This window comes from Streptomyces sp. NPDC004647 (assembly GCF_040609575.1).
In the GTDB taxonomy this organism is placed as follows: Bacteria; Actinomycetota; Actinomycetes; order Streptomycetales; family Streptomycetaceae; genus Streptomyces.
In genome coordinates this window covers 13,268-28,420 of record NZ_JBEXKU010000059.1, presented here as the reverse complement: position 1 = coordinate 28,420, position 15,153 = coordinate 13,268, and the positions used below count along the sequence as shown (strand labels likewise).

Here is a 15,153-nt window from a genome sequence, read left to right as displayed (position 1 = left end):
CCCCGCGGTCGGCGGGGCGGGAGGGACCGGCGGCGCCGGCCCCTCCCGGATGTGACGGTTGTGTCCGGGAGCCGACGGCGGGTCAGCCGGTGTTGATGATCGAGTCGATCTCGGTGTCCGCGGCCTTGGCGGCCTCCTTCACGGACTTCTTGCCGGTCACGATGTCCACCAGCATCTTCTGGAGGATCTGCTTCTTCTCGATGGAGGCCCAGCCCGGGGCGATCGGGGTGAACCAGGCGCCTTCGACCGCGTTCGCGGAGGCGGCGGTCTCCGGCTTGTTCTTCAGCGGCTCGAGCTGCTTGGTGTTGTTCGGCAGGGTGTTCTTGCCGACCAGTACGCTCTGGGACTTCTCACTGGTGAACTCCTTGATCCAGGCGGCGGCCAGATCCTGGTTCTCGGAGCGCTGAGTGATCGCGAGGTCCGAGCCGCCGATGAAGGACGGCAGGGTCTTGCCCCCGGGGCCGGGGAAGGCGAAATTCTTGATCTTGCCCTCGAGCTTCGGGTCGCCCGCCTTCTTGTCGAAGACGACCCCGGCCTCCCAGCCGTTGCCGTACATGACCGCGGACTTCTTCTGGGACATGACCGCGGACTGATCGGCCTCGTCCTTGGTCTTGTCGCCGCCGTAGTACTTCTCGACCAGCTCCGCCCAGTGCTCGATGCCCTTGATCGACTCCGGCGAGGAGAGGCTCGCCCTCCACTTGCCGCCGTCCTCGGTGGCGATGGAGCCGCCGTACGCCTTCACGTACGACATCGCCGCGTACCAGTAACGGCCCGGCATGTAGAGGGAGGAGAAGGCCTTCTCCGAGCCGTACTTCTTCTCGATCCTGTCGAGAGCCGCGGTCAGCGCGTCCTCGGTCTCCGGCGCCGCCTGCACGCCGGCGCCCTTGAACATGTCCTCGTTGTAGATCCCGACCCGCGCACCGGCGTAGTAGGGGACGCAGTAGAGCTTGCCGTCACTGGTGCAGGTGTCCTTCAGACCCTTGATCCAGGTGTCGGAGTTTTCGTACTGCTCGGCGTCGATCTCGGCGAGCGCGCCGCCCAGGATGTACTGCATGGTCTCGGTGTTGCCGAGTTCCACCACATCCGGGGCGCCCTTGCCGGTGAGCGCGGCGTCCAGCTTCTGCACCTTGTTGGGCCACTGCTGGAAGTCGACCTTCACCTTGACCTTGGGGTACTTCTTCCGGAACTCGGCGTTGACGTCCTCGACCAGCTCGGGCCAGGCCGTCTGCGCATCCACCATCAGCCAGACCTTCAGGTCCCCGGTGCGCTCCTTCGGGTCCTTGTTCGCGTTGCCGCCGCCGTCGGAACCGCACGCCGCGACGCCCGCCACCATGGCCACGACGCCTACCGCCGCGATGAGCTTGCGCTTCACGCCACCCTCCTCAAGGGATGCCTGAGAACCCCCCCACCGCCCGGAGTCCGCTCAGCCGCAATCGACTCGTTACGGGCGCGCACCGTCCGTGGGTCTGGGACATGGTCTTTAATGGTTTAGACCAGTGCCCGCAGCTTGGCCTAGACCTTTTGGGGTGTCAAGGGTGTATAAGAGTCGCTGTCGTGTCCGTTACCGGACCGACACCTGGGCGGGAGCCATGCCCTGACGAGGCCGGACCGTGCCACCATGTGAGCCGCTACGTACGGAGGAGCCGGTGACGGCAGCAGGACATGAGTCGGGAAGGCTGGCCATGGAGACGGACGGGGGCGCCGGGAACGGCGGACCCAGCGGGGCGGGCGGCGCGACACGCACCGCTCGCGTCCCGAAGTACTACCGGCTGAAGCGGCACTTGCTGGAGATGACCGAGACGCTCCCGCCCGGGACTCCGGTCCCTCCGGAGCGCACCCTCGCGGCCGAGTTCGACACCTCCCGTACCACGGTGCGCCAGGCGCTCCAAGAACTCGTCGTCGAGGGCCGGCTGGAGCGGATCCAGGGCAAGGGCACCTTCGTGGCCAAGCCCAAGGTCTCCCAGGCGCTGCAACTCACCTCGTACACCGAGGACATGAGGGCACAGGGCCTGGAGCCGACCTCGCAGCTGCTGGACATCGGCTATGTGACGGCCGATCACCGGCTGGCGGACCTGCTGGGCATCGCGACCGGCGGGCGCGTGCTGCGCATCGAGCGGCTGCGGCTGGCGAGCGGTGAGCCGATGGCGATCGAGACGACGCACCTGTCGGCGAAGCGCTTCCCCGCGCTGCGCCGCAGCCTCGTCAAGTACACCTCTCTCTATACGGCCCTGGCGGAGGTTTACGACGTGCGCCTCGCAGAAGCCGAGGAGACCATCGAGACCTCACTGGCCACACCGCGCGAGGCGGGGCTGCTCGGCACCGACGTAGGGCTGCCGATGCTGATGCTCTCGCGGCACTCGCACGACGCGCAGGGCGAGCCGGTGGAGTGGGTGCGGTCCGTCTACCGCGGCGACCGGTACAAGTTCGTAGCACGGCTGCAGCGGCCGGCGGACTGAGAAGGCGGGCCACCCCCGACCCAGTTGGGGGCCCGGGGGGTATCCCCCGGGACGGCACAGCGTGGCCCGGCTCCGGCGGCCTGCGGACTGACACCGGCGCGGACCCCCGCTGACCTGCTGGTTTCCCAACCGTGTCCGTACCGGTATGCGGACGGGTAGTGACGCGTGCCGGGACGCTGACTTAGATTTCCAGGCGCATTGCGCAGGAGATCATCGTCAGGGACGGAGCCGTTGTCATGCCAGAGCCAGCACCACCCAACGCCCCGAAGCGCAGCGTCAACCCTGTGTCGGTTGCCATTTGGGCTCTCGTCGCCATGATCGGTGCGGCCGGCTGGTCCGTGCTGGCGCTCTCGCGCGGCGAGGAGGTGTCGGCCGTCTGGATGGTAGCCGCCGCCCTCGGCTCGTACGCCATCGCCTACCGCTTCTACTCGCGCTTCATCGCCAAACGCGTGCTGAAGGTCGACAGGACGCGCGCCACACCGGCCGAACGGCTCAACAACGGTGTCGACTTCCACCCCACCGACCGCCGGGTGCTCCTCGGGCACCACTTCGCCGCGGTTGCGGGGGCCGGGCCACTGGTGGGCCCGGTGCTCGCCGCACAGATGGGCTATCTGCCGGGCACCATCTGGATCATCGTCGGTGTGATCTTCGCGGGTGCGGTGCAGGACATGGTGACGCTGTTCTTCTCCATGCGCCGCGACGGCAAGTCGCTGGGCCAGATGGCCAGGGACGAGATCGGCCCGTTCGGCGGGGCGGCGGCGCTCGTAGCCGTGTTCGCGATCATGATCATCCTGCTGGCGGTGCTGGCGCTGGTGGTGCTCAACGCGCTCGCCGAATCCCCCTGGGGCACCTTCTCCATCGCGATGACCATCCCGATCGCCCTGTTCATGGGCTTCTACCTGCGGATTCTCCGTCCCGGCAGGGTCACCGAGGTCTCTGTCATCGGGGTGGCGCTGCTGCTCCTCGCGATCGTCGCCGGCAGCTGGATCGCCGAGTCCTCGCTCGCTGACACTTTCACCCTGGAGCCCGGCACACTGGTCATCTGGCTGGTGGCCTACGGCTTTGTCGCCTCCGTACTGCCGGTGTGGATGCTCCTGGCGCCCCGCGACTATCTGTCGACCTTTATGAAGATCGGCACGATCTGCCTGCTGGCGCTCGGCGTGGTCATCGCCCTGCCGTCCCTGAAGATGCCCGCGCTCACCGACTTCGCCTCCCGCGGGGACGGTCCGATCTTCGCGGGCTCGCTCTTCCCGTTCGTCTTCATCACCATCGCCTGCGGCGCGCTGTCCGGCTTCCATGCCCTGGTCTCCTCGGGAACCACCCCGAAGATGATCCAGAAGGAGACGCAGGTCCGGATGATCGGCTACGGCTCGATGCTGATGGAGTCCTTCGTCGCCATCATGGCGCTGATCGCCGCGTGCATCATCGAGCCCGGTCTGTTCTTCGCGATGAACTCGCCCGCAGGTGTCATCGGTGACAGCGTCCAGTCCGCCTCCGAAGCGGTGGCGAACCTCGGCTACACCATCAGCCCCGACCAATTGGCACAGGCGGCCAAGGACGTCGAGGAGCAGTCGCTGCTGTCGCGGACCGGCGGCGCGCCGACCTTCGCGATCGGCATGTCGGATATCTTCTCCGCGGTCGTCGGCGGTGCCGGGATGAAGGCCTTCTGGTACCACTTCGCCATCATGTTCGAGGCCCTGTTCATCCTCACCACGCTGGACGCGGGCACCCGGGTCGGCCGGTTCATGCTCCAGGACATGCTGGGCAACGTCTACAAGCCGTTCCGCGACGTCAGTTGGAAGCCGGGCCTGTGGTCCGCCAGCGCGGTCGTGGTCGGCGCGTGGGGCTATTTCCTGTGGGTCGGCGTGCACGACCCACTGGGCGGCATCAACCAGCTGTTCCCGCTGTTCGGTATCGCGAACCAGCTGCTGGCCGCGGTCGCGCTCGCGGTGTGCACCACCCTGCTCGTCAAGTCCGGGCGGCTCAAGTGGGCCTGGGTGACGGCGGTTCCGCTGGCCTGGGACGCGGCCGTCACGCTCACCGCGAGCTGGCAGAAGGTCTTCTCCGAAGACCCGCGGGTGGGCTTCTTCGCTCAGCGTGACGCGGCCCAGGCCGGGATCGATGCCGGGAAGGTGCTGCCGCCCGCGAAGAACATGGACGAGATGCACACCGTGGTCACCAACACCACGGTCGACGGCGTCCTGGCGGCGCTGTTCGCGATCCTGATCGTCGTGGTGATCGCGGACGCCACGCGGGTGTGCATCAAGGCGGTCCGCAACCCGGAGGCCACACAGCTCAAGGAGACGCCTTACGTCGAGTCGAAGCTGGTCGCCCCGGCCGGGCTCATCCCCACGCAGGAGGAGAAGGCCGAACTGGTCGCGGCCGGGGTCGGCAGCGAGGGCGGGATCCGGAAGGACGACACCCCGGACTCCGACTCCGCTCCCGTCTCCGGGGGGCCGGTGTGAGTGCCGGGACCGTAAGGGCCGGGCGCGCCCGGACCGTACGGAGGGCCGTCTCGCGGATCCGCTGGTTCTGGCGCGAGGCGTCGGGCGAGGCTGCGTACGACCGGTACGTCGCCCATGCGCGGACCTGCGACCCGGAGGCAAAGGTGCTGACCCGGCGGGACTTCGAGCGGCAGCGCACCGATGCGCGGGAGGCCGATCCGCGCGACGGCTTCCGCTGCTGCTGAGCGGCACGCGATACGCCGCACGCGGTACGGATGGAAGCGGGCCGCCGCCCCAGGACCGGGGCGGCGGCCCGCTGTCCGTTCCGCTCCCCGTGCGCACCCGCCCGCACGGGGGCCGGGCGCCGGCATCGTTCGGGCACGCGTACGGCAGTCAAGGCCGTGAAGCACCGGCCGACCGGCCCGCGCAGACATCCCGAAAGGAAATCCTGACCGTGCAAGGCGCCCGCTTCCCCGTGCTGCGGCGGCCTGCCACCTGTACCACAAGTGTTCCCCTGCAAACCGCACCCCCGAAGTCACGACACTACATGTGGTGTTGCACGCGGTCGGCAACACAAGATGTATGCTCGTGCTCGCTGTCCACGCAGGGGAATCCGGTGCGAATCCGGAACTGTCCCGCAACGGTATGAAGTGCGCATGTTCGCGTGCTTCCTAGTCCGATGACCTGCCGGCAGCCTGCCCTGCTCGACCGAGCCGGGCGACCAATCGTCCGGGCCTCGCGGGTTGGGCCGGTGGACGCTGCGCGGTGTGCTTGCCCTGCCCTGGGTGCGGTACGCCCGCATGCGCCCGTCGAGCACCCCTCGCGGCCCCAGCCGAGCGAGGGAGAGCACCACGTGACCATCGCGCCCGCACCGCTTGCGGCAGACACGGAGCCTGTGTCACCCGAATCCGCCACGGATTCCGCCGCGGTCGTGGACAGCACCGTCACCGACGGCCCCGGCACCGCGCTGCTGCGTACCCTGACCGACCTCACCGCCGATCTGCCCGCGACCGACGCGGGCAGGGTCGCCGCAGCCGCGCTCCGCGGCCGCCACGCGGGTTCCGACGAGGCCGAGTTGCGGGAACTGGCGACCGAGGCCGCCGCCGGTCTGATCTCGGAGGACCCCGAGTACTCCCGGCTCGCGGCGCGGCTGCTCACCCGCGCCATCGCCGACGAGGCGGCCGGTCAGGGCGCGGACTGCTTCACCGCCTCGGTCGAGGTCGGCCACCGCGAAGGTCTGATCGCCGACGGCACCGCGGAGTTCGTACGGCTGCACGCCGCCCGGCTCGACACGCTGGTCGAGGTCGCCATCGCCGACGGCGCCGACGACCGCTTCGGCTACTTCGGCCTGCGCACCCTCTACAGCCGGTACCTGCTGCGCCACCCCATCACCCGTCAGGTCATCGAGACCCCGCAGCACTTCATGCTGCGAGTGGCCTGCGGACTCGCCGAGACCTCGCTCGATCCGGCGGCGGGCCCGGACCGTGCGGTCGGCGAGGTCACCGCGCTCTACCGGCTGATGAGCCGGCTGGAATACCTCCCCAGCTCCCCCACGCTCTTCAACTCCGGCACCCGGCACCCGCAGATGTCCTCCTGCTATCTGCTGGACTCGCCGCTCGACGAGCTGGACTCGATCTACGACCGCTACCACCAGGTCGCGCGGCTGTCGAAGCACGCGGGCGGCATCGGTCTGCCGTACAGCCGCGTGCGGTCCCGCGGCTCCCTCATCCGCGGCACGAACGGGCACTCCAACGGGATCGTGCCGTTCCTGCGCACCCTCGACGCCTCGGTCGCCGCGGTCAACCAGGGCGGCCGGCGCAAGGGCGCGGCCTGTGTCTACCTGGAGACCTGGCACGCGGACCTGGAGGAGTTCCTGGAGCTGCGCGACAACACCGGTGAGGACGCGCGCCGCACCCACAACCTCAATCTCGCGCACTGGATCCCGGACGAGTTCATGCGCCGCGTGGAGGCCGACGCCGAGTGGTCGCTGTTCTCCCCGGTGGACGTGCCCGACCTCGTCGACCTGTGGGGCGAGGAGTTCGACAGCGCGTACCGCGAGGCGGAGGCCGCGGGCCTGGCGCACAAGCGGGTCCCGGCCCGCCAGCTCTACGCCCGGATGATGCGCACCCTCGCGCAGACCGGCAACGGCTGGATGACCTTCAAGGACGCCGCCAACCGGACCGCCAACCAGACGGCCGAACCCGGCAAGGTCATCCACTCCTCCAATCTCTGCACCGAGATCCTGGAGGTGACGGACGACGGCGAGACGGCCGTCTGCAACCTGGGCTCGGTCAACCTCGGCGCGCACCTCGGCCCCGACGGCGAGATGGACTGGGAGCGGCTGGACGCCACCGTCCGTACCGCCGTGACCTTCCTCGACCGTGTCGTGGACGTCAACTTCTACCCGACGCCTCAGGCATCGGCGTCGAACGGGCGGTGGCGGCCCGTCGGCCTCGGCGTCATGGGCCTCCAGGACGTCTTCTTCCAGCTGAAGCTGCCCTTCGACTCCCCCGAGGCGACCCTGCTCTCCACGCGGATCGCCGAGCGCATCATGCTGGCGGCGTACGAGGCCTCCTGCGACCTGGCCGAGCGGCACGGGCCGCACCCGGCCTGGTCCTCCACCCGTGCCTCGCGCGGAGTTCTGCACCCGGACCACTTCCCGGACGCCGTCGCGGAGCCCGTCCTGGCGGAGCGCTGGGAGGCGCTGCGCGCCCGTATCGCCTCCACCGGCATGCGCAACTCGCTGCTGCTCGCGATCGCGCCGACGGCCACCATCGCCTCGATCGCGGGTGTGTACGAGTGCATCGAGCCGCAGGTCTCCAACCTCTTCAAGCGCGAGACGCTCTCGGGTGAGTTCCTCCAGGTGAACTCCTACCTGGTGCAGGAGCTGAAGCGGCTCGGCGTGTGGGACGCCAGGACCCGGGAGGCGCTGCGTGAATCGAACGGCTCCGTGGAGGACTTCGGCTGGATTCCCGAGGACGTACGGAAGCTGTACCGCACGGCGTGGGAACTCCCGCAGCGGGCGCTGATCGACATGGCCGCGGACCGTACGCCGTACCTCGACCAGAGCCAGTCGCTGAACCTCTTCATGGCCTCGCCGACCATCGGCAAGCTCAGCTCGATGTACGCCTACGCCTGGAAGAAGGGGCTGAAGACGACCTACTACCTGCGCTCGCGGCCGGCGACCAGGATCGCCCGCGCGGCGAGCGGCTCATCGGCGACCACCGCCCCCATCCCCCTCCAGCAGACCACCGAAGCGGACGACGCCGTGGCCTGCTCCCTGGAGAACCCCGAGTCCTGCGAGGCCTGCCAGTAATGTCTTCCGCCACGATGTCCTCCGCCGGGATGTCCTCCGCCGCCCGGAACAAGAACCTTCTCGACCCGGGCTTCGAACTGACCCTGCGTCCGATGCGCTACCCGGACTTCTACGAGCGCTACCGCGACGCGATCAAGAACACCTGGACCGTGGAGGAGGTCGACCTCCACTCGGACGTGGCCGACCTCGCCAAGCTCTCCCCCGGCGAGCAGCACATGATCGGCCGTCTGGTCGCCTTCTTCGCGACCGGTGACTCGATCGTCTCCAACAACCTGGTGCTCACCCTCTACAAGCACATCAACTCCCCCGAGGCGCGGCTCTACCTCTCCCGCCAGCTCTTCGAGGAAGCCGTCCACGTCCAGTTCTACTTGACGCTGCTGGACACGTATCTCCCCGACCCGGACGACCGCGTCGCCGCGTTCGACGCGGTCGAGAACATCCCCTCCATCCGCGAGAAGGCCCAGTTCTGCTTCCGGTGGATGGACTCGGTCGAGAAGATCGACCGGCTGGAGTCGAGGGAGGACCGGCGACGCTTCCTGCTCAACCTGATCTGCTTCGCGGCCTGTATCGAGGGCCTGTTCTTCTACGGCGCCTTCGCGTACGTCTACTGGTTCCGCTCGCGGGGGCTGCTGCACGGCCTGGCGACGGGCACGAACTGGGTGTTCCGCGATGAGTCCATGCATATGGAATTCGCCTTCTCGGTGGTGGACACCGTCCGCGAGGAGGAGCCGGATCTCTTCGACGAGGAGATGGGCAAGCAGGTCACGGCGATGCTGGAGGAGGCCGTCGAGGCCGAGCTGCAGTTCGCCCGCGACCTGTGCGGCGAGGGACTGCCGGGCATGAACACCGACTCCATGCGGGCGTATCTGGAGTGCGTCGCCGACCAGCGGCTGCGCCGTCTCGGCCTGCCGGAGCGGTACGGCTCGGAGAACCCGTTCTCCTTCATGGAACTGCAGGGCGTCCAGGAGCTGACCAACTTCTTCGAGCGCCGCGTCTCCGCCTACCAGGTGGCGGTCGAGGGATCAGTCGCCTTCGACGACGACTTCTGATCCCGCGGGTACGGCAGGCCCCCGACCCTGAACCGGACCATTCGGGCAGGAAGCAACCGGAACCTCCGGTTTCCCATCTCCCTCGGCGAAGTCCTCTTCGTCGAGGGAAAGATGCGGAACATGAAGTTACGCCGCCTTGAGCCCCTGCTGCGCCGCAGTACGTCCCTGCCGCACGGCCGTAGGCGCACCCGCGCCGCCGGCCGCAAGCGCTTCGTCGACTACCCGCGCCACGGCCGGCGCGGGTGGCGGCGCTGGACGCCGTCGTGGCGGCAGTGGCTGAGCGCCTTGCTGCTCTCCGCCGCGGGGGCGGCCGGACTGTTCGCCGTGGTGTACGCGAGTGTCGACATTCCCGACGAGAATGCCGCGGCGAGCCGGGAAGGCACCGTCTACTACTGGGCGGACGGCAGCCAGATGGTGAGCGTGGGGGCCGTCAACCGGCAGAACGTCACCCTCCAGCAGGTGCCCGACTCCGTCGAACACGCCGTGATAGCGGCGGAGAACACAGGCTTCTACAGCGACTCCGGCGTCTCGTTCAAGGGCGCCGCCCGCGCGGTCGTCAACATGCTCAGCGGTGAGGAGATCCAGGGCGGGTCCACCATCACTCAGCAATATGTGAAGAACACCTATCTCTCGCAGGAACAGACCCTCAAGCGGAAGCTCAAGGAATTCTGTATTTCGCTGAAGCTGGACAACAGCAAGTCCAAACGGGAAATCCTTCAGGGATACCTCAACACCAGCTGGTTCGGGCGCAGTTCCTACGGCATCGAGGCTGCCGCCCGCGCGTACTACGGCACGTCCGTCAAGAACCTGAACCCCAGCCAGGGCGCGCTGTTGGCCGCCCTGCTGAAGGGAGCCGAGGAGTACGACCCGGGGCTCGGCGAAAGCAATCACGAGCATGCCGAGGCACGCTGGAAGTGGATATTGGACCGGCAGGTCGCAACAGGTCTGATGAGCAAAGCGGAACGGGCCCGATACCGCGACTTCCCGGAGCCGCGAAAGCTCTCCAAGCCGACGAGCCAGGCCGGCCAGACCGGCTATCTCATCGATGTCGCGAACAAGTACATCAAGCAGCGCACGGAGCTGACCGACAAGGACCTCGCCCGCGGTGGCTACCGCATCCACACCACATTCGAAAAGGACAAGGTGCGGGAGCTGGAGCGGGCCGTGAAGCGCGAGCGGGAACGCAGCATCGACCCGAAGAAGCGCCGGTCCGACACCCATGTGGAGGTGGGCGGCGCCTCGGTGCGGTACACGGACGGAGCCATCGTCGCGGTCTACGGCGGGGCCGATGCCACCGAGCACTTCAGCAACAACGCGGACACCTCCGGCGTACCGGTGGGATCCGCCTTCAAACCCTTCGTGATGGCCGCCGTCCTCAACAACAGTGGTGCCCTGTACGACAACGGTGCCGCGCCGTACGACGTCGTCGGCCCCAGGGCCGTGCAGAGGCCGGAGCTCGACCTGTTCAAGCCCCTGGTGACCTCGGCCCATGTGCCATTCGTCACCGCGGCCGAAAAAGTCGGCCTGGACAGGGTGCGGGAGACGGCTGTCGCGTCCGGGCTGCGCAGGGAGAGCATGGCGCCGCTGGAGCCGACCTTCGCCCTCGGCACCTCGACGCCCAGCACGATCCGGATGGCGGGCGCCTACAGCACCTTCGTCAACGGCGGCACCCGGACCGATCCCTATTCGGTGACCAAGGTCTTCCGGGACGGCCGACGGATAGGCGGCTTCGTCAGGCCTCCGGCGGCGCGCGTCATGGCCCCCGCGGTGGCCGAAGAGGTCTCGGGCGCGCTGAGCGCCGTCGCATGGGACAGCATCGATCCGGAGACCGCCCGGAAACTCGGCTACGTCACCGCGGGCAGGACGGGGCCCAACGACAGGATGAAATCCGCGTGGTTCGTGGGCCACACCGGTGAAATGACCACCGCCGTAACGATGTTCCGGTCGAAGCCCGGCACACCGCAGCTGCTCCCCATGCAGGGCGTGGGCGGACCGGACTCCGAGCGCGGGAACGTTTTCCCGGTCCGTATCTGGACCGCGTACGCCACCTCGACGCTGGGGAGCTGATGGGGAACTGAGCCAGGACTCCGGCTCGGTCCCCCGGCTCGGCCAGGGCCCAGCTCTCGGCTCGGCCCTGGCTCAGCTCTCGGGCTCAGTTCTCCGGCTCGGCTCTCCCGCTCAGCCCCCGGCTCGGTCGTTGGGCTCAGTCGTTGGGGACGGTCTCGTAGCGCGGGGTGCCCTCGGCCATCTGCCGCAGGGCGTCCTTGCGGTCCCGCTTGGACAGCCGGTCGATGTAGAGATAGCCGTTGAGGTGGTCGGTCTCGTGCTGGAGGCAGCGCGCGAAGTAGCCCCTCCCCTCGACGGCGACCGGATTCCCTCGGAGGTCCTGGCCGCGGCAGATCGCGTAGTCGGGCCGGGCCAGCGGAGCGTACGCGGTGGGGACCGACAGACAGCCCTCGTTGGACTCGTCCAGCTCCCGGCGGTCGGCGGGCAGCTCCTCGATCACCGGGTTGCAGATCGCGCCCACATGCCGAACGCCCTCGTCGTCGGGGCAGTCGTAGACGAATACCCGCAGGTCGACGCCGATCTGGTTCGCGGCGAGGCCCACGCCCTCCGCCGCCCGCTGGCTGGCGAACATGTCGTCGATGAGCTGGGCAAGCTTGTCGTCGAATGCGGTCACGTCCTGGCAGCCCCGGTGCAGCACCGGGTTGCCGACAACAGTGATCGGGCGGGCTGTCCCGCGCTCGCGGTGGGCCTGCTCGCGGGCCTCGGCATCCACCGTGTCGTCCAGGAATCCCGAGGTCTCCGCCTCGTCCACCTCGCCCGCCACCTGCTGCCCGCTGTCCTGCTGCGCCATGCCGCTGTACGCCTTCCTCAAACCCTGTGGGACCGCCCCTGAGCCCGTGACCGGGCTCCGTACAGAGTACGGCCCGCCCGGAACCCCTGGTGCGTCAGCAGACTTCTTCCAGGTCCCGCCACGCGCGCGTGCCGGGGCTGTCGGCGACCCAACCGTCCAGCAGACCACGGACCAGCCCGGAGGGCGCCGCGATCCCGCACTCCCGCTCCGGTACCCACAGATCGCCCGACGTGCGGTGCCCCAGCGGGCCGGGGTGCCCGGGCTCGCTGTGGTCGTGCGGGTCGAGGTGCTGCTCGCCGTCGCCCTCGTCGACGGGCATCCGGCTCTCCGAGCAGGTACGGCACAGCAGCCGCACCGAGGACGACCAGTCCTCCGCGGCGAAGCCCGCGTCGGCCGCGAGCCGCTCCAGCGCGTCCCGGTCGGTCTCCGAAGCGGCCTCCAGCAGCACCACCCAGGTCGGCACCGGGGACGGCGCCCACAGCTCGATCTCGTCGAAGACCGGGTACGAGGGACCGGCAGCCGTGATCCGCTCACCGTGCGGTACGCCGTCGTGCAGCACGACCTCGCCCCAGCGCCGTCCGGAGGACGGCAGCGGGATGCTCAGCACCTCGATACGGGCCGGGTCGAGTCTGCGGCCCCAGACGACCTCCGCCTCGCCCTCGGGCGACAGCCGTACAGCCGCGCTGCCCAGCTCCATGCCGACCGGCTCGGCCGACGGGGCACCCTCGCCGGGCACCCGCAGCCCGTAGGCCTGCCAGGCGCGGCGCGCCAGCGGCCAGTCCTGCAGGGCGGTCGCGGCAATGCCCACGTTCCACCAGTCCGGGGCGCCGGACTCGCGGTCGAGGAGCGCGACGGCGCGCAGTCCGGCGGCGCGCGCCTGTTCCCAGTCGTGCCGGAACTTGTGCAGCAGGGCGAGGTTGAACCATGACTCGGAGAGCCAGGGCTCCAGGTCGGCGGCCCGGGTGAGCAGCGCGCCCGCGTCCTCGTACCGACCGTCGCCGATCAGCGTGAAAGCGCGGTCGGTCGCCTGTCGCCACGAGGCGGAGGGCCGATGCCGTACCTTGCCGAAGATCTTCACGATTCCCGCCTGCCGGTTAGCTCCATGTCCTGTGCCGTGTGGGCCGGCCGAGGACGGCCGGAACGTCCCTCTGCTGCATGACGTCCCCCTCGGTCACCTCGGATACCGGTGACCGTCCCCGGCGCCCGCTGGGCACCGGGATCTCCGTCTTCCTCGACCCCGGGCGAACACGGTGTCGTCCACCTGTACGGCGTCGCCCTCCTTGAGGACAACCTGCCACACATTGGCCACCCTCTCAGCCTGGATACCGACGTCCACCACTGCTCCTTGCCGCTTGGCGACGCCCGAACCCCTCCCTTCGCATCCAACCATGCCCATCTCGGCACGCGCTCATTACCCGTGGGTTCCACGCCTCCGCTGAAGGCTGTCACCGCGTCTGCCGGTGGGCTTCCGCCGAGCAGGCCAGGGGCCGCGGCGGACCGGGGACGCAGCAGGCCGGGTACCGCGGCGGACCGGTGTTCAGGACGGCGGGCCGCCGCCACGCGCGAGCACGCGCGCGAGGGCCTCCACGACCCGCGGCTCGTAGTCCCGCGCGGTGGCCAGCCGTAGCCGCTCCAGCGCCGTCAGCGGGCCGCCGAGCCGCCCACCGCCGCCCGCCAGGTCGTCGTAGGCGTTGACCGTGCGGACGATACGAGCGGTGAGCGGCTGCTCGCGGTACGGGTCGGCCTGCCGCTCGACGACGACGGCGACCTCGGCGGGCACCCCGGTCTGCCGTACGACCGCGCCGCCGAGCAGCGCGATACGGCGCTGTTCCTCGTGCGGCAGCGGCTCGGTGGCGCCCGAGGGAACCGGGTCGAGGAGGGAGAGCTGGCCGATGTCGTGCATCAGCGCCGCGTACTCCAGCACGGTCATATCGGCCTCGGACAGACCCAGCTCGCGTCCCACGGCACAGCTGAGGCCGGCGACCCGGCGGGCATGGCCCGCCGGGGTGTAACCGGCGATCTCGGTGGCGCGGGCGAGGGAGGCGATGGTCTGCCGGTAGGTGGTCCTTACGGCGGCGTAGCGGCGGAAGGAGAACTGCGTGAGCAGCAGCGGCACGCAGAACACCGGCAGCGCCCAGAGCCCCGCGACGGCCACGGCGAGGGCGATGACCACGCCCGTCGCGCAGATCGCCGAGCCGATGCCGATCAGCGCCCGCAGTTCGTCACGGAGCAGCGGTCCGTACGGCCAGCCGGTACGGGCGCGGGCGAGAGCGGCGCCCAGCACCGCGTCGCAGAGTGCGGTGAGGACGAGCAGAAGAAGCAGGAGCAGGGCGCGGTACGGGCCTTGACCGGTCCACTCGGGCAACGCGTCCGAGCCGTACAGAGGTTGGAAACAGGTGGCGGTGAAACCCGCGGTCAGGACGCGGCGGGCGAGGTGGTCGAGGACCGGGGTGCGGCCGAAGGCGACGTGCGGAGCGGTGCCGGCGAGGGCGGCAGCGCCGACGACGGTCACGACCTGGAGTACGCCGTGGCTGACGGGCTCCCCGGCGATCTCGCCGAGCAGCGCGTAGGCGAGGGCCCCGGCGGCGGCGAGGGGGGCGGCCTCACGGCCGCCGGGCCCCCGGCGGACCAGCTCGCCCACGGCGATGAGCAGTCCGAAGGCGAGAGCCGCCCCCGGCCGCTGTATCCCGTGCCACAGGGTCCATCCGAACCCCGCGCCGCCGAGCGCTCCACTGGCGACCCGTACGCCGAGCACGGCCCACGGCGTACGGGGGCGCGTACGCGGGGAGCGCGCGGAGCCGGCGGGACGGCGGAAGCGCGCCGGGGGCCGGCGGTGCGGCTGCGGTGCGGTCTCGAACGGGTCCGAGGGCGGGTCCCCGGGCAGGCCCCAGAGGGCGGCTCCGGGCGTGGCTTTGTTCATGGTTCCTGACCGGTGCATGGCTCCGGATGCCGGATGCGGCGACGGGTCGTCCGGGTGAACGTCTCTGACGGGTCGCACACTTGACCCCGGTTCCGCCTCCGCGGCGGGCGG

10 protein-coding genes and 1 riboswitch are annotated in these 15,153 nt (G+C 69.6%); of the genes, 6 read left to right on the top strand and 4 right to left on the bottom strand.

The features are described 5' to 3' along the window. Positions 1–82: 82 nt before the first annotated feature. Positions 83–1,372, bottom strand: a complete 1,290-nt coding sequence (locus tag ABZW18_RS24140) for an extracellular solute-binding protein (RefSeq protein ID WP_356190811.1) — start codon at positions 1,370–1,372, stop codon at positions 83–85. 310 nt (positions 1,373–1,682) lie between these two features. Here ABZW18_RS24140 and ABZW18_RS24135 point away from each other — a divergent pair, with 310 nt between their 5' ends. The 6 genes from ABZW18_RS24135 (at position 1,683) to ABZW18_RS24110 (ending at position 11,332) form a co-directional block, all read left to right on the top strand. Then, entirely contained in the window at positions 1,683–2,456 is a 774-nt protein-coding gene (locus ABZW18_RS24135; RefSeq protein WP_356190861.1) for a GntR family transcriptional regulator, read from the top strand. A gap of 236 nt (positions 2,457–2,692) precedes the next feature. Then, positions 2,693–4,921 (top strand): carbon starvation CstA family protein, encoded by a 2,229-nt coding sequence (locus ABZW18_RS24130; protein WP_356190808.1) that lies wholly within the window; start codon positions 2,693–2,695, stop codon positions 4,919–4,921. Further along, the gene (locus ABZW18_RS24125; RefSeq protein ID WP_356190805.1) at positions 4,918–5,145 is read left to right on the top strand and encodes a YbdD/YjiX family protein; all 228 of its coding nucleotides are present in this window, start codon (positions 4,918–4,920) and stop codon (positions 5,143–5,145) included. The genes ABZW18_RS24130 and ABZW18_RS24125 overlap by 4 nt, the downstream gene beginning before the upstream one ends. A gap of 324 nt (positions 5,146–5,469) precedes the next feature. Then, positions 5,470–5,607, top strand: a riboswitch (cobalamin riboswitch). 188 nt (positions 5,608–5,795) lie between these two features. After that, entirely contained in the window at positions 5,796–8,216 is a 2,421-nt protein-coding gene (locus tag ABZW18_RS24120) for a ribonucleoside-diphosphate reductase subunit alpha (RefSeq protein ID WP_356190859.1), read from the top strand. A 29-nt stretch (positions 8,217–8,245) separates the two neighbouring features. After that, positions 8,246–9,265 carry a ribonucleotide-diphosphate reductase subunit beta gene (locus ABZW18_RS24115; RefSeq protein WP_356190857.1) on the top strand — a complete coding sequence of 340 codons (1,020 nt, stop codon included), beginning with the start codon at positions 8,246–8,248 and terminating at the stop codon, positions 9,263–9,265. A 120-nt stretch (positions 9,266–9,385) separates the two neighbouring features. Beyond that, positions 9,386–11,332, top strand: coding sequence for a transglycosylase domain-containing protein (locus tag ABZW18_RS24110; RefSeq protein WP_356190802.1), 1,947 nt, complete (start codon positions 9,386–9,388; stop codon positions 11,330–11,332). Positions 11,333–11,468: 136 nt separating this feature from the next. Here the strand turns inward: ABZW18_RS24110 and def are convergent, their stop codons facing one another. The 3 genes from def to ABZW18_RS24095 form a co-directional block, all read right to left on the bottom strand. Continuing rightward, a complete protein-coding gene (def, locus tag ABZW18_RS24105) occupies positions 11,469–12,122 on the bottom strand; it encodes a peptide deformylase (RefSeq protein WP_356190800.1) in 654 nt (217 codons plus the stop codon). Between the two features lie 94 nt (positions 12,123–12,216). After that, positions 12,217–13,200 (bottom strand): hypothetical protein, encoded by a 984-nt coding sequence (locus tag ABZW18_RS24100; protein WP_356190798.1) that lies wholly within the window; start codon positions 13,198–13,200, stop codon positions 12,217–12,219. Positions 13,201–13,659: 459 nt separating this feature from the next. Next, the gene (locus tag ABZW18_RS24095; RefSeq protein ID WP_356190795.1) at positions 13,660–15,042 is read right to left on the bottom strand and encodes an HD domain-containing protein; all 1,383 of its coding nucleotides are present in this window, start codon (positions 15,040–15,042) and stop codon (positions 13,660–13,662) included. Positions 15,043–15,153 lie beyond the last annotated feature (111 nt).